This window comes from Sphingomonas sp. SP1, from assembly GCF_058313395.1.
The window spans coordinates 575,189-593,933 of the sequence record NZ_JBZFLC010000001.1; the positions used below are offsets into that span (position 1 = coordinate 575,189).

Consider the following 18,745-nt stretch of genomic DNA (forward strand, 5'->3'; position numbering starts at 1 on the left):
GATATAGCGGCAAAGCCCCGGATGTCACGCGCATGCGCGCGTACGCGAAGGCCTTGCCGCTTATCCTGTTCGGCCGGCTAGCGGGTTACTGGCCGCCCGACAGCGTCACCGTCGCCGATCCGCCATTCTCCGCCACGTCGAACGCGGCCGGGCCGAAGGTCGGCGCTCCGCTCTGGCCCGATCCGCTGAACCCGAACGGCTCGGTCGGTCCGGTTTCGCCGATGGTGAAGGTGCCATCATTGTTGGTGTCCTGAACCACGGCGGCGGCATAGCTTCCGGGCGTCACGCCCGAAATGGTGGCCGTCACGCTGGTGCCGGTGGGGTCGACCTTGGCCGTGTAGGCGGCGGCCTGCTTGGCGAAATCGCCCTCGCGCTGCAGCGCGACCAGCACCGGCCCGCCGTTGGCGCGAACGCCGCTGACGTTGACAGTTACGGTCCCAGCGCCGCCGGCCGCCATGTTCGTCCCCATGCCCAGATTGGTGGCGGGATCGTTCATGGCGGTCTCGTCGGTCAGGATCTCGTTGTTCGTCTCGGCCGGTTGCGAGCCGCAGGCGGACAGCAACAGGGCGGCAGCCACGATGGTGAAGCGCATGGTCTTACTCCTCTTGAAGGCAGGAGGAAGAACATACGGCTCGGTTGCCCGTTGCTACCGGCTTTAGGCCAGCCTCAGGCGGAGCGTTGCCGCGACGGGCCGCCGCGGCCGCGACCGCCGCCGTTGCCGCCCGGTCGTCCACCCTGGGCGGGCCGGCCCGGGCCGGCGCTCGACGGGCGGCCTCCCTGCGCGGCCCGCGCCGGGTTGGCCACCGTCCGCCCTTCGCCCTGCGGGCGTCCATAGGCGTGCGGGTGCGCCTTGGCCGGGCGCGGATGGCGGGGCTGGGACTGGCCATGTACCCGCTCGTCGCCGCGCGGCATGTCGGCCCGCGGGTCGTGGCGGGGAAGCTGGTCACGGCGCGGATCGGCGTCGCGGCCGCGGCCCTGACGCAGCTTGGTGTTGTTGCGCGACGGCTGGGGAGCGCGCTTGGGCTCCGGCTTCAGACGCTTGATCGCCTCGACCGCCTGGGTGAAGCCGGCGGGCAGCGGCACCACGTCGACCTTCTGCCGGGTCAGTTTCTCGATGTCGCGCAGATACGCCCGCTCGTCATCGGCGCAGAACGCCACGGCGATGCCGTCCGCGCCGGCCCGCGCCGTACGACCGATGCGGTGGACATATTGCTCCGGCACGTTGGGCAGATCGAAATTGATCACATGGCTGACGCCCGGGATGTCGATCCCGCGCGCGGCAATGTCGGTTGCGACCAGGATCGGCACCTCGCCCGACCGGAACAGCGACAGCGCCCGCTCGCGCTGCGGCTGGCTCTTGTTGCCATGGATCGCGTTGCTGGCGATCCCCGCCGCCGCCAGCAGTCGAACGACCTTGTCCGCGCCATGCTTGGTCCGGCTGAACACCAGCGCCCGGTCGATCTTCTGCGTCTGCAGGAACAGGGTCAGCAAGGCGGTCTTCTCGGCCTGGTTGACGAAGGTCACCTGCTGCTCGACCCGCTCGGCCGTGGTCGCCACCGGCGTGACCGCGACTTCCGCCGGGTTGGTGAGGTAGGTGTCGGCCAGGCTCTTGATCGTCCTTGGCATGGTCGCCGAGAAGAACAGCGTCTGCCGCTTGGCCGGGATCAGCTGCACGATCCGCTTCAGCGCGTGAATGAAGCCGAGGTCGAGCATCTGGTCGGCCTCGTCCAGCACCAGGATTTCAAGATCGCGCAGGCTGAGCGCGCGCTGGTCGACGAGGTCGAGCAGCCGGCCGGGAGTGGCCACCAGCACGTCCAGCCCACGACTGACGGTGCGGACGCTCTTCTGGTTGGCGACGCCGCCGAAGATCACGCCGACGCTCGCCTTCATCTGCGCGCCATAGGCCTCGGCGCTGGCCGCGATCTGCGAGGCGAGCTCACGCGTCGGCGCCAGCACCAGCATGCGGATCTGTCCCGGCTTCAGGAACTGCGGCCGGTTCTTGGCCAGCCGGTCGAGCGACGGCAGCATGAAGGCGGCGGTCTTGCCGGTGCCGGTCTGGGCGATGCCCAGCAGGTCGCGGCCCGTCAGCACGGTCGGGATAGCCTGCGCCTGGATCGGCGTCGGCTTGCTGTAATTCTTGGCCGAAAGCGCACCAAGCAGGGCCTGGGACAGGCCGAGTTGTTCAAAAGTCATCTGATTTCCACAAGCAAATCGCCCAGGCGCCAGCAGCGCTCGGGTCGGGGTGATTAAAGAACCCCGCGTGATGTGGAGAACTTCGGACAGTTCGAGACGCAGGCCGGCTTTCGTTGAGCCGATCACGCCGCTTGTTAAGGGCGTCTCGCGGAGGTCCACATAGGGCCTTGTTGATGAATAGTCCACTAATGCCGGCCTTGGGGCCACTCGCCGCCTTTGCCCCGCCGCACTTTGCCGCTAGGCCGATCGACAAGGCATGGACATCTACCTCCCGATCGCCGGAATGTCGGTCAACGCCGTGTTTATCGTGGCGTTGGGTGGGCTGGTGGGCGTCCTGTCCGGCATGTTCGGGGTCGGCGGCGGGTTTTTGACCACGCCCTTGCTCATCTTCTACGGCATCCCGCCCAGCGTCGCCGTCGCTTCCGCCACGACCCAGATCACCGGCGCCAGCGTGTCGGGCGCGCTTGCCCACATGCGGCGCGGCGGCGTCGACATGCGCATGGCGGCCGTGATGATCGCGGGCGGACTGGTCGGCAGCCTGGTCGGCGCGGGCATCTTCCGGTTGCTCCAGGCGACCGGGCAGATCGATACGGTGATCGGCCTCATGTACGTGCTGCTCCTAGGCTCGATCGGCCTGCTGATGCTGCGCGACGCGGCGCTCGCCCTTGGCTGGATTTCCCCCAATGAGCCGGACAAGCCTCGCGCCCGCCACAACAAGTGGGTGGCGGGGCTTCCCGGCCGGTGGCGTTTCTATGCCTCGGGCCTGTATCTTTCGCCGATCGCCCCGCTGGCCCTGGGCTTCGTCGCCGGAATCCTCACCGTTCTGCTCGGCGTCGGCGGCGGCTTCATCCTCGTCCCGGCCATGATCTACCTGCTCGGGATGGCCGCGCGCGTGGTGGTCGGGACCAGCCTGGTCATGATCCTGGCGGTCAGCGCCGCCACCACCATGATCCACGCGCTCACCACTCAGTCGGTCGACATCGTGCTTGCAGCATTGCTGCTCGTCGGCGGTGTGGTCGGCGCGCAATATGGCGCGCTGCTCACCACCCGGGTCAAACCGGACCTGCTGCGGCTCACGCTGGCCATCATCATCCTGCTCGTGACGCTGCGCATGGCGCTGGGCCTCACCTACCGGCCCGACGAGATCTTCTCGATCGAGTATTTGTGATGCGGCGCTGGCGGGCCTTTGTCCTGTTCCTCCTGGTGCCGCTCGCGATGGCGCAATCCGGGCCCCGACTGGTGCCCGATATCTCGGCCCGGTCCATCCGGATTCAGTACAGCTTCACCGGCGCCCAGCTGCTGCTGTTCGGCGCCATCCTTTACCCCGGCGGCCGCACGCCCACGCGCGAAGCCGATGTGGTGGTGGTGCTGCGCGGGCCGTCGCAGCCGATCATCGTCCGCGAAAAGCAGAAGATCGCCGGAATCTGGACCAACGCCGACAGCAACCGCTTCCGCTCGGCCCCCGGCTTCTACGCCGTCGCCTCCTCCGCCCCGATCGGCGAGCTGGTCGATGAGCGCACTGCGGCAATCTATGAGCTTGGCCTCCAGAACCTCCAATTGTCGCCCGGCGGCGGCGCGCAGCCGGAAAAGGAGCGCCGGTTCGAGGCCGGGCTGCTCGACCTGCGCCAGCGGGAGGGCCTGTATTATGAGGATCCGGACGGGGTCGAGATCAGCGAAGGGGTGCTGTACCGCGCCCGGATCACCATCCCCAGCCAGGTCCCGCTCGGCACCTACACCGCCGAAACCTTTCTGATCGACCGCGGCAAGGTCATCGCCGCCGCGACCAAGGAAATCGAGGTCGGCCAGTCCGGCTTCGAACGGTTCGTCGCCATGGCCGCTGTTCGCAACGAACTGCTCTACGGCCTCGCCGCGGTCTTGCTACCGCTGCTGCTCGGCTGGGCCGCCGCCGCCGCTTTCCGCCGCCGGGGCGCCTAAGCGAAATCTTAACTGCCGCGGCGTTAACCGCAGTCTCGTTCAATTCACGAGATGGGAAGCGGGATTTCGATGACCGACGATGTCAGCCTGACGCAGTTCCTCAGTGAGCTGTCGAGCTACACCGACGAGGAGACCACGGGCGGCCACGTGCCCTCGCCCCACCAGAACCAGGCGCCGATCGGCCAAGTGCTGGAGATCGCCGGGTCGGGCTCCAAGATCCGGATGGACACCGAACGGCTGACCAGCCTCCAGACCCATACCGACCCGTCTGTCGCCATGTCGGGTCAGGTGGGCAGTCAGGTGAAGATGGCGGTCGGCACCAGCTGGCTGATCGCCAACGTCCGCACCATGAAGCGCGACGACGACGGCACCATCACCGCCATGATCGACTTCCTCGGCGAAGGCAGCCGCGAATCCTCCGGCCGGATGAACAGCTTCCGTCGCGGCGTCACGCGCTACCCCATTCCCGGCAGCGCGGTTCACCCGGTCACCACCGAGGACCTCCGCTCGATCTTCGCCGCCAGCGACGAACCGCATATCGAGATCGGCACCGTTTACCCGACCGACGACATCCGCGGCGCGCTTTACGTCGATCCGATGCTGTCCAAGCACTTCGCCGTGCTCGGATCCACCGGTACCGGCAAGTCGACCAGCGTCGCGCTGGTGCTTCATCGCATTTCACAGCTGTCGCCCGAAGGTCACATCGTGATGATCGACCCGCACGGCGAATATAGCGCCGCGTTCAAGAATTGCGGCGAACTGTTCAACGTCGACAATCTGCAGCTGCCGTACTGGCTCCTCAATTTCGAGGAGCATTGCGAGGTGTTCCTGACCACCGACGGGGCCGAGCGGCAGCGCGACGCCGACATCCTCGCCAAGTGCCTGTTGGCCGCGCGGATGAAGACCAAGGCCGCGGAAAGCGCGGGCAAGGTCACGGTGGATTCGCCCATTCCCTACTTGCTGACCGATCTCAATCAGATCCTCGTCGCCGAAATGGGCAAGCTCGACCGCGCCGGCGACACCACGCCCTATCAGCGCCTCAAGAACAAGCTGGACGAGCTGCGCGCCGACCCGCGCTACACCTTCATGTTCTCCGGCATGCTGGTCAGCGACACGATGGGCAGCTTCCTCGCCAAGCTGTTCCGCCTGCCCGCCAACGGCCGGCCGATCTCCATCGTCGACGTGTCAGGCGTGCCGTCCGACATCACCAGCGTGGTCGTGTCCGTGCTTGCCCGGATGGTGTTCGACTATGCCATCTGGTCGCGCACGGAGGCGCAGCGCCCGATCCTGCTGGTCTGCGAGGAAGCCCACCGCTACGTCCCCAAGGACGAAAACGGTGGTGCCCAGGCGGTCCGCAAGATCCTGGAACGCATCGCCAAGGAAGGCCGTAAGTATGGCGTGTCGCTGGGGCTGATCACGCAGCGCCCGTCCGATCTTGCCGAAGGCGTGCTGTCGCAGTGCGGCACCATCATCTCAATGCGCCTCAACAACGACCGCGACCAGGCCTGCGTCCGCGCTGCCATGCCGGAAGGCGCGCGCGGCTTCCTCGACGCCATCCCCGCACTGCGCAATCGCGAATGCATCGTCTGCGGTGAGGGCGTCGCCATCCCCATCCGGGTCCGCTTCGACGATCTCGACCCGGAAAAGCGCCCAGCCTCCTCCGACCCCAGCTTCGCCGCACTGTGGCGCGAGGTCGGCGGCGAGCAGGAGATCATCGGCCGCACCATCAAAAGGTGGCGGGGTCACGGGCGGTAGTAACAAGCATAAGCGCGCCGGCGCGACAGGACCGACGTCATGGAATTACCTCCCATGACAGCTGCTTCTGGTGGAGGCCAGACGCTAGCAGTAGCCCTGCGAAGGCAGGGGTCCAGACCCGTGCTGGAGCTTTAGCGGAAGCACGGTCAGTCGCGGCGAATGAGGTCGGGTTACGTCTACATCATGGCCAGTGGGCCCAATGGCACGCTCTACATCGGCGTGACCGGCGATCTGGTAAAGCGTGCTTGGGAGCACCGAGAGGGCGTTGTTGCCGGCTTCACCCGCAAGCACGGGTGCAAGCGGCTCGTCTGGTACGAGATTCACAGCGATTCGCAGGATGCCCGACGGCGCGAGCTACAGATGAAGAAATGGAAGCGCCAGTGGAAGCTCAGCTCGATCGAGTCGATGAACCCGGACTGGAATGACCTGTATCCGACACTGCTATGAAGGCTCCTGCGGAGCCTGTCTGGGCCCCTGCCTGCGCAGGGGCACATAGATGACCGCAATGGGTCGAAAGCACGCTCTGCACCCCCTCTTACCGCAACACAGCCACCAGCCCGATCAACTCCGATATCGTCCCCGCGCCCGTTTTGCGCATGATTGCTGCGCGATGGTCCTCCACCGTGCGCACCGACAGCGACAGTTCGGCCGCCACCAGCTTGTTAGAATAACCGCGCGCAAGCAGGCCAAGCACATCGCGCTCACGCCGCGACAGGGGCGCCAGCCGGGCCAGCACCCGTCGCCGTTCATCCGACCAGCCGACCCCTTCCGCAACCGACGCAAGAAGGCGCGCCTCGCTGAGCGGCTTGTCCAGATAATCGACCCCGCCGTGCCGCCGGATCGCATCCACCGCATCCTGGGTGGTCGGCCATCCCGTCATGAAGACGATGGCGACCCCCGGATCGGCCCGGCGCACGGCTTCCGCGAAGTCGAAGCCGCTCATGTCGGGCATGGAGATATCGGTCACGACGCAGGCCAGCGGTACGCTTGCCATCTCCGCCAATAGGTCGGCCGGACTCGAGGACGCCCGCGCGCGATATCCGGCGCGGCCAAGCAGGCGCGCGACACTGGCCGCCAGATCCAGATCGTCGTCCAGGACCCGGACCTCCGCGCTCACTTGCCCGGCTCCACCGGCAGGAACACCTCGGTCACCATCGTGCCGAGCCGCATTTCGCGCTGGCGGATGCGGCCGCCGGCCGCCTGGATGATCGCCCGGGCGATGATGCTGCCGACACCCATTCCGCCCGGCGGCGGCGGGGTATGGATTTCATTTTCCAGGCTGATCTGCACCTCTGCCCGCGTTCCGCGGACCGTCAGCAAGACTTCCCCACCTTCGCGGCCGGCCTGCACGGCATTACGCAGCAGGTTCACCAGGCTCTGAGTCAGCTCCACCCCGTTGCCCCGTATGCGCGCTGCCGCAGAAGGCTCGTCCATCCGGACCGTCACCCGCGCCCGGCGGCCCTCATGTTCCAGCAGTGCCAGGGCATCGTCGACACAGCGTCCGACCGGAAAGGAGCATTGCCCATCCTCCCCACGCGATCCGAAGTCGCGCAGCCGCCGGGTCATGTCCGCCAGCGCACTGGTCTTGGCCTCGACCAGCCGGGCCGTATCGACCAGTTCCGGGTTACCGCCGCGTTCCACGGATTGGCGCAGGTGCCGCGTTTCCAGGACCAGGGTCGACAGCGGCTGGCTGACCTCGTGGATCACCGCGACCGACATGGCGCGAAGCGTTCGCAGCCGCTCCGCATGGAACAACAGCCGGTCCCGCCGCGCGATTTCCGCCCGGCTCTTGCGTGTGGCGGTGGCGAAGCTTGCCGCGACATATCCCGCCACCGCGACCGCGGCGACCGCCATGTGCAGGTCCAGCCGGCTGTTCATGTCGGCAACTCGGGACGTCAGTGGAAATACCAGGCCCGCCACGACCACGTTGGTGCCCCACGCCGCGACCCGCCCGAACCGCAGCCCAATCCAGCAGGCGGCAAGGACCAGCGGCATGCCCGAATAGCCGATCTGCAAGGAAATGAGCATCCATACGCTAAGCAGCGCCACCAACAGCACGCCGCCGCCTTCCAGCACCGCCCCCGGCTGTGGCCAGCGCCAGCGCAACCGATCGCGGCCAAGCCAGTATTCGGCCCCGGCGATCAGTGGCGGCGCGACCAGCAGCACGCCCAGCAAGTCGCCCGTGGCAAAGGTGGCCAGCGACGCCACGATGTCGCGCGCGCTTGCGACTCCCGTTAGATCGGGCCGCAGCAGCGACCAGGGCAGCGCGAACAGCGCGGCTGCCACCGGTGCCAGCACTGCGGCGAAGCCGATCGGCATCGGCGGGGTGGACAGGGGGCTTCGGCGGTGACGGGTCAGCCAGCGCACTGCGGCGATCGCCAGGCCGTAGGCGATGGCCGGCCGAGCGATGGAAATCGCCATCGGGATCCAGTCGGGCGCCCCGATCCGCAAGACGTCGGCCAGCATCTGCACGACCAGTTCCGTAAGCGTCACCGCCAGCGTCAGCCGAGCGCCGAATACCCACAACAGCGCAAAGCGAATGCCTGCTGCCGGAAACCACAGCGAATAGAAGCCGGGGCCGCCCCACCAGGCTGCCAGACTGTGCGCCCCATGAAACAGCAGCGCATAGGCTAGCAGCAGGGGCACGTCGTCGCGCCTTATCCAGCCGCGAACCCCCCGCGCGTCCTGCGATGCCCCCTCTGCCATGCCCCGTTACGCCCCCGCACAACCAGCCCCAGCCAACCCCGATCAACAATCCGGGTAAAATCCGGATTGAGATTGACGCCTTCATCAACGACTTAATGAGACCGAGCAATCCCGTAAGCGGATCGAAACTGGTCCAGAACGGCCGATTTTCCGCATGCGCTAAAGCGATTGCTCCTTTGGAAGCGGGGCATCGATGGGGATCGCGGTGATTGTCGGGCATGGCGGAGGGTCGCTGGACAGGCGCGGACGAAATCTCTCCGCCGCCGGTGCGCGAGCGCGGCCATGATGGCGCAGCCTACCCCGACCCGCGCACCACGCACCGACGTGAACATGCGCGCGACCCTCACCACCCACGATGGGAGGGAACTGCCGGTGAAGATTCGCGACCTGTCGGGCAGCGGGTTTCGGATCGAGCACGCCGGTGAGCTGCTGGCCGGCGATCGGGTCTGGCTCAAGGCCGGGCGCCACGGGGCGGTTCCGGCCCAGATCCGCTGGGCGCTGGGCAGCGAAGCCGGCGGCCTGTTTCTGGAGCCGCCGCAGCTCGACTAGCTTCCCAGCAATTCCCGCAGCCGGGCCTTGATCGCCTGCGCCGCCCGCGGATCGACCGGTGCGGCGCTGACGAAGCGGACGCCCATCGGGTTGACCGCCACGCCATTGCGCAGCGTCTCGAAATGAAGATGCGGCCCGGTCGACAGCCCGGTCGACCCGACATAGCCGATCAGCTGCCCCTGACGCACGGGCGTTCCGCTCGGCGCAACGATCCGGCTCATGTGCGAATAGCTGGTGACGAGGCCGCCGGCATGGGCGATCCGGACCTGCTGCCCATAGCCTCCGGACCAGCCGGCGCGAACGACCTGCCCGTCTCCGGCCGCCACGATTGGCGTTCCCCAGCGCGCGCCGAAGTCGATTCCCTTGTGCATCCGCCCGAAGCGCAGGATCGGATGGACCCGCCAGCCGAAGCCGGAAGTGATGCGCGCCTGCACCGGCCAGCGCATTCCGCTCGATGACGCCTGCGGAGTCTCGCCCGCCGTCGCCGCGTCGATCCAGGTCGGCCGTCCGCCGACCGGCCAGCGCAGCAGCTTGAGGTCGCGCGCTGTGGCCCGATCCAGCCCGGCATAAAGCAGCGGGCCGGTCCGGCTTTCGCCCGTCGCCGCCCGCCGATTGGCAAGCACCAGGTCGAAATGGTCCTCGGCCCCGATTTCGCTCCCGACCTCGATCTGCGTCGCCAGCGCCTGCAAATAGGCGCTGGCGATGGCCGGCGACGCCCCGGCCGACCGCAGCGACCAGTACAGCCCCGCCCCGACCTTTCCGCGCAGTCGCAGCGGCCTGAGGTCCAGCGGGATCGCCGTCCGCCGCAGCGTCAGCACCCCGCCGCTGCGCCGCAAGTCCAGCTTGAGGTCCAGCGCCGGCCGCAGGCTGACGGCCTCCACGCTCCGCCGCCCGCCGGTCGCGGCGCCCAGGGTGAACTGCACTGCGGTGCCCGGGACCACCGGCCGGCCCGCCGATCGGATCAGCTGCTCGGCTCGGACGGCATCGCCGGCCGCGGCGTTGCTGCGGATCAGCATCCGCGAAATCGTGTCGCCCGGCGTCAGCGTCGCGAACAGCGTCAGCGTGGTGCGTGCGGGCGCTTCGGCCAGGGGTTCCACCGCTGCCGTCTCCGTCATCGGCAACCCGGTGCGCGAGCCCGCCGACAACGGACCAATGCCCATCGCCGCCACCTGCTCGGCCTCGGCCCCTTCCAGCACCTCGGCCGCGCGGCCCCCCGCCAGCGGCTCCAGTCCCGGCGCCAGCAATGCGACCGACAGGGTCAAACCCGCCAAGGTCAGCAGGCCCTGCCACCAGCGCCGGCTGAACGGATCGATCGCCAGGTCGACCACCAGACCGCGCTCGCGCCAGCCCGGCCGCGGTGGCGCACGCAAGCCGAACACCGGCACCGTCATCGATACCGGCGCGCCCGCCTCCGCCACTATCCGCCCGTGGAACATCGCCGGCCGTTTTCGGGCAATAGGGTTAACGCGGCGCTAAGCCGTGCCGCAAAGCATCTTTAGCGCTTGCGCTTTCGGGCCCGCTCACCCCACATTCGCCGCATGGCCACTCGCGGCGACGGCTCCGTCCGGGCAATCCTTGGCCCCACCAACACCGGCAAGACCTACTTGGCGATCGAGCGGATGTGCGCCCATTCCTCCGGCGTGATCGGCTTTCCGCTGCGGCTTCTGGCGCGCGAAGTCTACGACCGGGTGGTGGCGCTGAAAGGCGAGGCCTCCGTCGCCCTGCTGACCGGTGAGGAACGCATCGCGCCGCCCACCGCCCGCTATTGGCTGAGCACGGTCGAATCGATGCCGGTCGCCAGCGACGTCGCCTTCTGCGCGGTGGACGAAGCCCAGCTCGGGACGGATCCGGAGCGCGGCCATGTGTTCACCGACCGCCTGCTCCGCGCCCGGGGCCGCGAGGAAACCCTGATCCTCGGCTCCGCCACGCTGAAGCCGCTGGTCCGCAAGCTCGTGCCCGAGGCGGAGATCGTCAGCCGGCCGCGCTTCTCCACCTTGCGCTATGCCGGTTCGGCCAAGCTGTCCCGCCTCCCGCCGCGCAGTGCGATCGTCGCCTTCTCGGCCGAGCAGGTCTATGCGCTGGCCGAGATGCTGCGCCGCTTCAAGGGCGGGGCCGCGGTGGTAATGGGCGCCCTTTCCCCGGCCACGCGCAACGCGCAGGTCGCCATGTTCCAGCGCGGGGAGGTCGATTATCTCGTCGCCACCGACGCGGTCGGCATGGGCCTCAACATGGACGTCAGCCATGTCGCCTTCGCCGGCCTCGAGAAGTTCGACGGCCGCCGCGATCGCCGCCTGACCATCCCCGAAATGGCGCAAATCGCCGGCCGCGCCGGGCGGCACCAGCGCGACGGCACCTTCGGCACGCTGGGCCTCGGCGGCGAAGGCGGCCCCGCCTTCACCCAAGAAGAGATCCTCGCCATCGAGGAGCATCGTTTCCGCCCGCTCGACCATCTTTACTGGCGCAATCCCGATCTCGACTTCGCCGACGTGCGGGCGCTCATCGCCAGTCTCGAGATGCGCAGCGACGATCCGTTGCTCCGCCCGGCGCCGCTGGCGATCGACCTCGCCGTGCTGAAGCTGATCGCCGAGGACCCGGCCATCGCCGCCGCCCGCGGGATCAAGGCGCGCAAGCTGTGGGCCGCATGCGGACTGCCCGATTTCCGCAAGGTCGGGCCGATGCACCACGCCCGGATGGTCCGCCGCGTGTTCAGCTACATCGGCGAAGGCGGCCACATCGCGCACGACTGGTTCGCCGCCGAGGTTGCCCGGCTCGACAATGTCCAGGGCGACATCGAGGCGTTGGCCGACCGTCTCGCCGGGGTGCGCAGTTGGGCCTACATCGCGCATCGCGCCGACTGGTTGAAGGAACCGGCGAAATGGGCCGAACGCACCCGCGCGGTCGAGGCTCGCCTGTCCGATGCCCTGCATGAACGGCTCACGCAGCGCTTCGTCGATCGCCGCACCGCCGTACTGGTCCGCGACATCGGCGCGCGCGGGGCGGACGCGCTGCCGGTCACCGTCGCCGCCGATGGGGAGGTCAGCGTCGGGCCCGAACCCATTGGCCACCTGACCGGGTTCGACTTCAAGGTCGATCCGGCGGCTCGCCTGGCCGACAAGCGCCTGCTTCTTGCCGCCGCCGAGCGTCGCCTGGGCGAGGAACTCGACCGCCGCGCACGCGAATTGGCCGACGGAGACGATGACAAGTTCGCCCTGCTGGGCGAGGCCGGGAGCGAGCTTGCCGTCGGCTGGCAGGGCCAGACCCTCGCGCGCCTCTCGCCCGGCCGCTCGCTGACCGAACCGGCGCTGCGCACCGCCCGTCCGCTCGACCGCCTCTCCGCACCGATCCGCGCCGCGCTTCGGGCCCGGATGGAACGCTGGGTGGAACAGCAGGTCGCCCGTCATCTCGGCGACCTCCATCGGCTGGCCCGCGCCTCGTCCGATCCGCACCAGACCCCTGCGATCCGCGCCTTGACCGCCATGCTTGCGGACGCCGGCGGGGTCCTTCCGCGCAAGGTCTTGGCCGCACCGATTGGCCAGCTGACGAAGGACGACCGCGCCGCCCTTTATAAGCTGCGCGTGCGGCTTGGCGCACTCGACGTGTTCGTTCCTTCGCTCTTGAAGCCGGAGGCGCAGCGCTGGCGGGCAGCGCTGATGGCGGTGCGCGGCAACGATCCCATGCCCCGCCTCCCCGCGGCCGGCGCGGCCCTGCTCGATGGCGATGCCGACCCGCGCGGCGCGGCGCTCGCCTATCGCCGGCTGGGACGGCAGTGGCTCCGCATCGACCTTGCCGATCGGCTCGCCGCCCACGCCCACAAGGTTCGTGCGGCGAAAGGCGAAGACCCGATCGATCGCCAGCTCGCGACGTCGCTCGGTCTCGACGAGACGGCGCTGACCCGGCTGATGGCGGACGTCGGCTTCCGTCCTTCCGGCGACAGTTGGAAATGGCGCGGTCAGCACGGCCGCCCCGAACGCCCGGCCCCGCACCGGCCCGGCAACGCCTTTGCCGCCCTTGCGGGTCTGAAGCGGTGAGCCATTCGGCCTGCGTCCTTGCGATGAGCAAAGCGACCAAGCTGCGCCCGCAATGACGACCATGCGCATCGACAAATATCTCTACATGGTCCGGCTGATTAAAAGCCGGACCCAGGCGCAGGCGTTGCTGGAGCAGTGCCGCACCCGCATCGATGGCAGGCGCGTCGAAAAGGTCAGCGACACGGTCCGCATTGGAAGCACCCTGGCCTTTCCGCTGAGGGGTCAAATCCGGGTCCTGCGGGTCCTCGGCCTGCCCGAACGCCGTGGCCCCGCCAGCGAAGCGCGGACGTTCTACGAAGAGTTACCCGAACGGCCCCCCGTTGACGGAACCGACCGCCCGCAATAGCGCTCTTGGCAACAAGGGAGCTAGACAAGCACATGACCTACGTCGTCACCGACGCCTGCATCCGCTGCAAGTACATGGACTGCGTTGAGGTCTGTCCGGTGGATTGCTTCTACGAGGGCGAGAACATGCTCGTCATCAATCCCAACGAATGCATCGACTGCGGCGTGTGTGAGCCGGAATGTCCGGCGGAGGCGATCCTGCCCGACACCGAAGGCGGCAACGAGAAGTGGCTGGAACTGAACGCCACCTTCTCGGCCCAATGGCCCAACGTCACGCGCAAGAACGATCAGACGCCGGCCGACGCCGACCAGCACAAGGGCGAGGACGGCAAGTACGACAAATATTTCTCGCCGGAGCCCGGTCACGGCGACTGATCCGGACTTTGACAGGGGACTAGCCATGAAGCGCATCCTGCTTGCCGCTGCGGCGGTGTTGCTGCCTACCGTGCCCGCCGTCGCGCAGGATGTCGGCCCCGCGACCGAACAGCCGCTGCCTGATCCCAACGACCAAAGCGACAGCTTCCAGCTCGGCCTCGGAGTCGCTTTCGTCCCTGACTATGAAGGCTCGGACAATTACCGCGTCATCCCCGGCGGGATCGTCCGGGCAAAGGTCGGCGGCATCTCGATCTTCTCGCGCGGCACCTATCTTTATGCCGATCTCGTTCCCGACCGGCAGGGCTTGAGTTTGGATGCCGGCCCCATTGTCGGCGTCCGCCTCAATCGCACCGGCAAGGTCAAGGACGATGCCGTCGATGCGCTGGGCGATCGCAGGGTGGCGATCGAGGCGGGCGGCTTCGCCGGCCTGACCTACAAGGGCCTGACCAATCCCTACGACTCGCTCAGCGTCCGCCTGGATGCGGTCAAGGATCTCGGCAACGCGCACGAAAGCTGGGTGCTCAGCCCCTCGATCGACTTCGGCACGCCGGTCAGCCGTACGACCTTCGTCGGCCTCTCCTGGTCGGCCGATTTCGTCAGCCGCCGCTTCGCCGACTATTATTTCGGTATTGACGCCGAAGGCTCGTTCGACAGCGGCTTGCCCGCCTACCGTTTCTCGGACGGCGGGATGAAAAGCTGGCAGGCCGGACTGCTCGTCGCCCACTCCCTTTCCGGCGACCCGCGCAAGGGCTGGGGCCTGTTTGGCAGCGGCAGCTACAAGCGCCTCCTCGGCGACATCGCCGACAGTCCGATTGTCGCCGATCGCGGCAGCCGGACGCAATGGTTCGGCGCCCTCGGCGTGGGCTACAGCTGGTAGGTCAGGGCGCGGCCGCAAGCTCGGACGTCGACAGCCGCCGTTTGCTCCACCGGGTCAGCCAGGCCCGCGCCGGCCGCTCGTACCACTGCTCCAGGGTGGCCGAGAGGATCAGCACTGCAACCAGGAATGCCGCGGCCAGCCCGACGGACTGATAAATCCCCGCCGTCGGCACCGCCGCGAACAGCATCCACTGTAGCGGCCGGTGGATGGCATAGAGCGGGTAGGAGATTCGACCCAGCCACACATACGCGCCGGCCTCCCTGGCGCTGGGCTCCGAGCGCGTTCCGGCGATCACCAGCGCCGGCGCAAGCACCGCGACGAACAGCAGCGCGTAGGGACCCGAAAGTCCTTCAACATTGGGCATGCTCAGACAGGCGGCCACCAGCAGCAGCAGCAGCGTTGGCGGCAGGCGCGGAACCCGCTCGAAAAGCTGGCGGCAGCGATAGATGATCACGCCGGTCAGAAATCCGAAACCGACGCGCGCACAACCCCAGGGCCAGTCTCGCAACTTGAAGCCGAGATCGAACTCATCCTTCGCAAGCGCGCTCCAGGCCAGAAAAGCGAAGCACAGCGCGGCGGCAGCGGCCAGGACCCATAACCGGGTCAGCCAGTGGAAGAAGCCATAGCCCAGATTGGCCAGAAGTTCGTACCACAGCGACCAGGCGGGTCCGTTCAGATACATCGAAGAAGAAAACGGGTTGGGCAGGAATAGCAGTGACAGGGTGATCGCAGCGGCCAGTTCCCCGGGCGGCAGCGCCGCACCGGGCGGCCCCTCCAGCCCGCTCAATGCCGCGGCGGCCGCGAACAGCGCGCCGAGCAGATACATCGGGTACAACCGGATCATTCGCCGCTCGAAGAACGAGACTTTGGTCATCCCGGCGCGGAGCCGGTCATCGTAAGCGTGCGCGATCACGAAACCGCTCAGGATGAAGAAGAAGTCCACGGCCAGTCCGCCATGAAATTCCAGTCCCGGTACGGTCCGCCGAAGATGATAGATGACGACCACAATCGCGGCCACGCCACGCATCGCGTCAAGCGTCAGATAATGCTTGCTCTGCACTTGGAATGGCACCCCATCTGTTCAGCGCAAGACACTTAACTGGTATTCAATCGCAAGCAAGCCGCGGCCCCGGTCCCGCATGGGTTCGGTTTGGCAAGTGGCAAGAGGTCCCGCCCTAGCGCCGGCAGACCGCCTCGTTGTCGGTCGACAGCCGTGTCAGCCGGAACTCCGGCGACGTGCTGACCACCACCCCGCTTGGCCCGCACCGCCGCAACTGGAAGCGCACCTTGCGCGCACGGAAATCCAGCGACACCCGGCGAAACGTCTGCAGCAGGTCGGTGCCCAATAGCAGCGCCGGTTCCTCATTCAGGCCGAACAGGGTGAACGGCGGCAGGTCGGCAAAGGCGATCGGAACGTTGCGAAGCGTAACCGACCCCAGCCGCAGCTCGCCGATCCGGGCGACCTGGAGCTCGCGGCTTTCCCCCGTTACGCCGATCGCATTGACCGGCACGAACTTGTCGCGATTGCCGCGGATCAGGCGGTCGCGCAGCGCGTGATTGCCAATGGTGATCTCCGATCCCGTGTCCACCACCGCCTGCACGGGCAGGCCCGCTGCGCGCACCTGGGTCAGGATCAGCTGACCGCGCCGACGCCGCGCCACGACGACGATCTCCCCATTCACGAACCGGGCTTTCTCGCGCGCGTCCTCGGCCCTGATGATCCGCGCCTCGAAGTCCATCATCAGCCGCTGCTGCGCCAGTGCATCGATGCCGATCAGGCCGGTCCCGCCCAGATCGGTTTCGCTCAAGGCCGGCAGCTGCAGGTCGCGCGTGCTGATCGGCCCCATGCGCAGTTCGTCGACCTTGACCCGGTCCACCAGGGCACTGCCCGTCATGCCGTGCACCGTCACCGGGGTCGTCAGCGGAAGCGCCAGCTGCTCGGCCAGTTTGCGCCCGACCACGGACGTGTCGGCCCCGCTATCGACCAGGAAGCGGAAGGGGCCCGCGCCGTTCAGGTGAACATCCACTGTCATCCGGCTACTCGCCTTCCGCGCCGCGATGTCCTCCCCGCCGATCGCCAATGCATCGTCGATCGTCGCCGGCGAGGGCGGTCGAAGCTGCGGCGTCGGTACCGGCTGTGGTCGCGCGATGGCCGGCTGTGCGGAGCTGTCGGCCCGAAGGGCCGCAGGTGCCAGCACCAGCGCAGTCAGCAGGACGAGGCGGAACGCCATCGGTTCGATGCTCCGAATGATCGGCCAAGCTTACTCCGCCCGGATCGGCCGCGCCATCCGCTTCGATCCGCTTGCCCACGCGCTACGCTGCGGCGCTGCCAGCAACAGAACGGGCGGCCCTCCCCGCCGGGGAAAGCCGCCCGTCCGTCAGTAACGGTCGGACCGGGCGCAAGCCCGGCCAGGCCGGTCCGGCTTAGAAGCCGACGCTGAAGCCGACGCGCGCGCCGACCTTGCCGCCCTTGTTGAAACCGGTCGCGATGCCGGCGTTCACCGAGGCGCTCTCGCTGATCATCGCGCCGAGATTCAGCGCCGCAGCCTGCGCACCGCGATAGGTGCCGACGCTGCCGCTCAGGCTGAAGCTCTTGCCCGGGATCATGCTGACACCGCCCAGAGCGATGGCGACGGCCGTGCCGGAAGCGGCGCGGTCGTTGGCCTGATCGACGCGGCTGTCCAGCCGATCGACGTCGCCCGCGAAATCGAGCGCCAGCGCTTCAAGGGCCGACACGCGATTGTTGGTGGCGAACAACTGCGACCCGTTGACCGCGTCCGTGGAGGTCGCGGACAGCGCACCGGCAGTGACGCCGGAGATGGTGCGGCCGCCGACGTTGACCTGGTTGTTCGCGGTCGCGACGCTTCCTGCTCCGAGCGCCACCGAATTGGTGAAGGTGCCGGTGGATGCATTGGTGCCCAGCGCGACCGAGTTGGCGCCGGCGGCCGAGGCGCCGCTGCCGAGCGCGATCGCATTGGCGCCCGTGGCCGAGGCCGGCGTGCCGACACCGCTGTTGAAGGCGATGAATGCGCTGTTGTCGCTGTTGGCATTGATGGCGGCAATGGCGGCGCTCTGCGCGGCATCGCTGATCTGCAGATCGGCGATGTCGCTCTCGTTCGTGGTCACCCGCGTGTCGAGATCGGCAATGGCCGTGCTGTTGGCGGCGATGGCGGTTTCGTTGGTCGTCACGCGATCGTCCAGATCGGCGATGGCGGCGTTCTGCGTCGTATCGCTGGCCTGGATCGCGGCCACGTCCGTCTCGACGCCGTCGACCCGGGTATCCAGATCGGCGATGTCGGCCGTGTTGGCGTCGACGTCCGTCCGCAGATCGGCGATGTCGGTCTCGTTGGTCGTGACACGCGTGTCGAGGGCCGTGATGTCGGCCTCGGCGGCGGTGACCCTGGTGTCGAGATCCGTGATATCCGCCTCGTTAGCGGTGACGCGCGTATCGAGAGCCGTAATGTCGGCTTCGTTGGCCGTGACGCGCGTGTCGAGATCCGTGATATCAGCCTCGGCGGCGCTGACCCTGGTGTCGAGATCGCTGACATCCGTCTCCAGCGCTGCGATGTCGTTGGTGTTGTTGGCGATGGCCAGGTTCTGGGTGGCGTTGACGTCTTCCACCGCCGTGACGCGCGAATTGGTATCGAACAGCTGGTCGCCGGTGACGGCATCGGTCGAACCATCGGCAATGCTGCCGTTGGCGACGCCACCGACCGTGCGGTTGCCGACATTGACCTGATTGTCAGCAGTCGTCGCCGAACCGGCGCCGAGCGCCACCGAGTTGACGTTGGTGCCGGTGGTCGAACCCTCACCGCAGGCGAGCGAATCCGTACCGGTAGCGGTACCCGACGGAGCGGACGTTACGCCGCCGTCGTTGCTGGTCAGGCAGACTTCCTGCGCCTGGGCAGGTGCGGCCGCAGCCATAGCGATGCCGAGCGCGATCGCGCTCGAGCCGAGAAACTTTACCGAATTCATGAATACC

17 protein-coding genes are annotated in these 18,745 nt (G+C 67.8%); 9 read left to right on the forward strand and 8 right to left on the reverse strand.

Features of this window, described 5'->3' with window-relative positions; genetic code table 11:
* Positions 1-85: 85 nt before the first annotated feature.
* Positions 86-592 carry a DUF2141 domain-containing protein gene (locus AC4GYS_RS03015; protein WP_491107625.1) on the reverse strand — a complete coding sequence of 169 codons (507 nt, stop codon included), beginning with the start codon at positions 590-592 and terminating at the stop codon, positions 86-88.
* 74 nt (positions 593-666) lie between these two features.
* Positions 667-2,193 carry a DEAD/DEAH box helicase gene (locus AC4GYS_RS03020; protein ID WP_491107626.1) on the reverse strand — a complete coding sequence of 509 codons (1,527 nt, stop codon included), beginning with the start codon at positions 2,191-2,193 and terminating at the stop codon, positions 667-669.
* Between the two features lie 256 nt (positions 2,194-2,449).
* Between AC4GYS_RS03020 and AC4GYS_RS03025 the strand changes: the two genes are divergently transcribed.
* The 4 genes from AC4GYS_RS03025 (at position 2,450) to AC4GYS_RS03040 (ending at position 6,330) form a co-directional block, all read left to right on the forward strand.
* Entirely contained in the window at positions 2,450-3,361 is a 912-nt protein-coding gene (locus tag AC4GYS_RS03025; RefSeq protein ID WP_491107627.1) for a sulfite exporter TauE/SafE family protein, read from the forward strand.
* Positions 3,361-4,128, forward strand: coding sequence for a TIGR02186 family protein (locus AC4GYS_RS03030; protein WP_491107628.1), 768 nt, complete (start codon positions 3,361-3,363; stop codon positions 4,126-4,128). Before AC4GYS_RS03025 ends, AC4GYS_RS03030 begins: the two co-directional genes overlap by 1 nt.
* A gap of 69 nt (positions 4,129-4,197) precedes the next feature.
* Positions 4,198-5,883, forward strand: coding sequence for an ATP-binding protein (locus AC4GYS_RS03035; protein ID WP_491107629.1), 1,686 nt, complete (start codon positions 4,198-4,200; stop codon positions 5,881-5,883).
* Positions 5,884-6,042: 159 nt separating this feature from the next.
* Positions 6,043-6,330 (forward strand): GIY-YIG nuclease family protein, encoded by a 288-nt coding sequence (locus AC4GYS_RS03040; RefSeq protein WP_491107630.1) that lies wholly within the window; start codon positions 6,043-6,045, stop codon positions 6,328-6,330.
* Between the two features lie 88 nt (positions 6,331-6,418).
* Here AC4GYS_RS03040 and AC4GYS_RS03045 read toward each other — a convergent pair whose 3' ends face one another.
* Both AC4GYS_RS03045 and AC4GYS_RS03050 read right to left on the reverse strand, forming a co-directional pair.
* On the reverse strand, positions 6,419-7,000 hold the full coding sequence (locus AC4GYS_RS03045; RefSeq protein ID WP_491107631.1) for a response regulator transcription factor: 582 nt from the start codon (positions 6,998-7,000) through the stop codon (positions 6,419-6,421).
* Positions 6,997-8,589, reverse strand: coding sequence for an MASE1 domain-containing protein (locus tag AC4GYS_RS03050; protein ID WP_491107632.1), 1,593 nt, complete (start codon positions 8,587-8,589; stop codon positions 6,997-6,999). Before AC4GYS_RS03050 ends, AC4GYS_RS03045 begins: the two co-directional genes overlap by 4 nt.
* Before the next feature lie 282 nt (positions 8,590-8,871).
* Between AC4GYS_RS03050 and AC4GYS_RS03055 the strand changes: the two genes are divergently transcribed.
* The gene (locus tag AC4GYS_RS03055) at positions 8,872-9,138 is read left to right on the forward strand and encodes a PilZ domain-containing protein (RefSeq protein WP_491107633.1); all 267 of its coding nucleotides are present in this window, start codon (positions 8,872-8,874) and stop codon (positions 9,136-9,138) included.
* Here AC4GYS_RS03055 and AC4GYS_RS03060 read toward each other — a convergent pair.
* Positions 9,135-10,556 carry a M23 family metallopeptidase gene (locus AC4GYS_RS03060; protein ID WP_491107634.1) on the reverse strand — a complete coding sequence of 474 codons (1,422 nt, stop codon included), beginning with the start codon at positions 10,554-10,556 and terminating at the stop codon, positions 9,135-9,137. The two genes, AC4GYS_RS03055 and AC4GYS_RS03060, sit on opposite strands and share 4 nt — an antisense overlap.
* A gap of 120 nt (positions 10,557-10,676) precedes the next feature.
* Here AC4GYS_RS03060 and AC4GYS_RS03065 point away from each other — a divergent pair, with 120 nt between their 5' ends.
* From AC4GYS_RS03065 to AC4GYS_RS03080, 4 genes are read left to right on the forward strand one after another with little or no spacing between them, the layout of a single operon-like run.
* Positions 10,677-13,166: a helicase-related protein gene (locus tag AC4GYS_RS03065; protein WP_491107635.1), complete on the forward strand. Its 2,490-nt coding sequence runs from the start codon at positions 10,677-10,679 to the stop codon at positions 13,164-13,166.
* Between the two features lie 52 nt (positions 13,167-13,218).
* Entirely contained in the window at positions 13,219-13,512 is a 294-nt protein-coding gene (locus AC4GYS_RS03070) for an RNA-binding S4 domain-containing protein (protein ID WP_491107636.1), read from the forward strand.
* 32 nt (positions 13,513-13,544) lie between these two features.
* Positions 13,545-13,886, forward strand: a complete 342-nt coding sequence (gene fdxA, locus AC4GYS_RS03075) for a ferredoxin FdxA (protein ID WP_491107637.1) — start codon at positions 13,545-13,547, stop codon at positions 13,884-13,886.
* A 25-nt stretch (positions 13,887-13,911) separates the two neighbouring features.
* Positions 13,912-14,763: a MipA/OmpV family protein gene (locus AC4GYS_RS03080; protein WP_491107638.1), complete on the forward strand. Its 852-nt coding sequence runs from the start codon at positions 13,912-13,914 to the stop codon at positions 14,761-14,763.
* 1 nt (position 14,764) lies between these two features.
* Here AC4GYS_RS03080 and AC4GYS_RS03085 read toward each other — a convergent pair whose 3' ends face one another.
* From AC4GYS_RS03085 to AC4GYS_RS03095, 3 genes are all read right to left on the reverse strand, one after another.
* Entirely contained in the window at positions 14,765-15,835 is a 1,071-nt protein-coding gene (locus tag AC4GYS_RS03085) for an acyltransferase family protein (RefSeq protein ID WP_491107639.1), read from the reverse strand.
* Positions 15,836-15,938: 103 nt separating this feature from the next.
* Positions 15,939-16,994: a retroviral-like aspartic protease family protein gene (locus AC4GYS_RS03090; protein ID WP_491107640.1), complete on the reverse strand. Its 1,056-nt coding sequence runs from the start codon at positions 16,992-16,994 to the stop codon at positions 15,939-15,941.
* Positions 16,995-17,187: 193 nt separating this feature from the next.
* On the reverse strand, positions 17,188-18,738 hold the full coding sequence (locus AC4GYS_RS03095; protein ID WP_491107641.1) for a YadA family autotransporter adhesin: 1,551 nt from the start codon (positions 18,736-18,738) through the stop codon (positions 17,188-17,190).
* Positions 18,739-18,745: the final 7 nt, after the last annotated feature.

Bases quoted from the DNA above. Each gene is read 5' to 3' on its own strand.
- AC4GYS_RS03015 (WP_491107625.1), bottom strand. From the start codon at position 592: ATGCGCTTCACCATCGTGGCTGCCGCCCTGTTGCTGTCCGCCTGCGGC.
- AC4GYS_RS03020 (WP_491107626.1), bottom strand. From the start codon at position 2,193: ATGACTTTTGAACAACTCGGCCTGTCCCAGGCCCTGCTTGGTGCGCTT.
- AC4GYS_RS03025 (WP_491107627.1), top strand. From the start codon at position 2,450: ATGGACATCTACCTCCCGATCGCCGGAATGTCGGTCAACGCCGTGTTT.
- AC4GYS_RS03030 (WP_491107628.1), top strand. From the start codon at position 3,361: ATGCGGCGCTGGCGGGCCTTTGTCCTGTTCCTCCTGGTGCCGCTCGCG.
- AC4GYS_RS03035 (WP_491107629.1), top strand. From the start codon at position 4,198: ATGACCGACGATGTCAGCCTGACGCAGTTCCTCAGTGAGCTGTCGAGC.
- AC4GYS_RS03040 (WP_491107630.1), top strand. From the start codon at position 6,043: ATGAGGTCGGGTTACGTCTACATCATGGCCAGTGGGCCCAATGGCACG.
- AC4GYS_RS03050 (WP_491107632.1), bottom strand. From the start codon at position 8,589: ATGGCAGAGGGGGCATCGCAGGACGCGCGGGGGGTTCGCGGCTGGATA.
- AC4GYS_RS03055 (WP_491107633.1), top strand. From the start codon at position 8,872: ATGATGGCGCAGCCTACCCCGACCCGCGCACCACGCACCGACGTGAAC.
- AC4GYS_RS03065 (WP_491107635.1), top strand. From the start codon at position 10,677: ATGGCCACTCGCGGCGACGGCTCCGTCCGGGCAATCCTTGGCCCCACC.
- AC4GYS_RS03070 (WP_491107636.1), top strand. From the start codon at position 13,219: ATGACGACCATGCGCATCGACAAATATCTCTACATGGTCCGGCTGATT.
- fdxA (WP_491107637.1), top strand. From the start codon at position 13,545: ATGACCTACGTCGTCACCGACGCCTGCATCCGCTGCAAGTACATGGAC.
- AC4GYS_RS03080 (WP_491107638.1), top strand. From the start codon at position 13,912: ATGAAGCGCATCCTGCTTGCCGCTGCGGCGGTGTTGCTGCCTACCGTG.
- AC4GYS_RS03090 (WP_491107640.1), bottom strand. From the start codon at position 16,994: ATGGCGTTCCGCCTCGTCCTGCTGACTGCGCTGGTGCTGGCACCTGCG.
- AC4GYS_RS03095 (WP_491107641.1), bottom strand. From the start codon at position 18,738: ATGAATTCGGTAAAGTTTCTCGGCTCGAGCGCGATCGCGCTCGGCATC.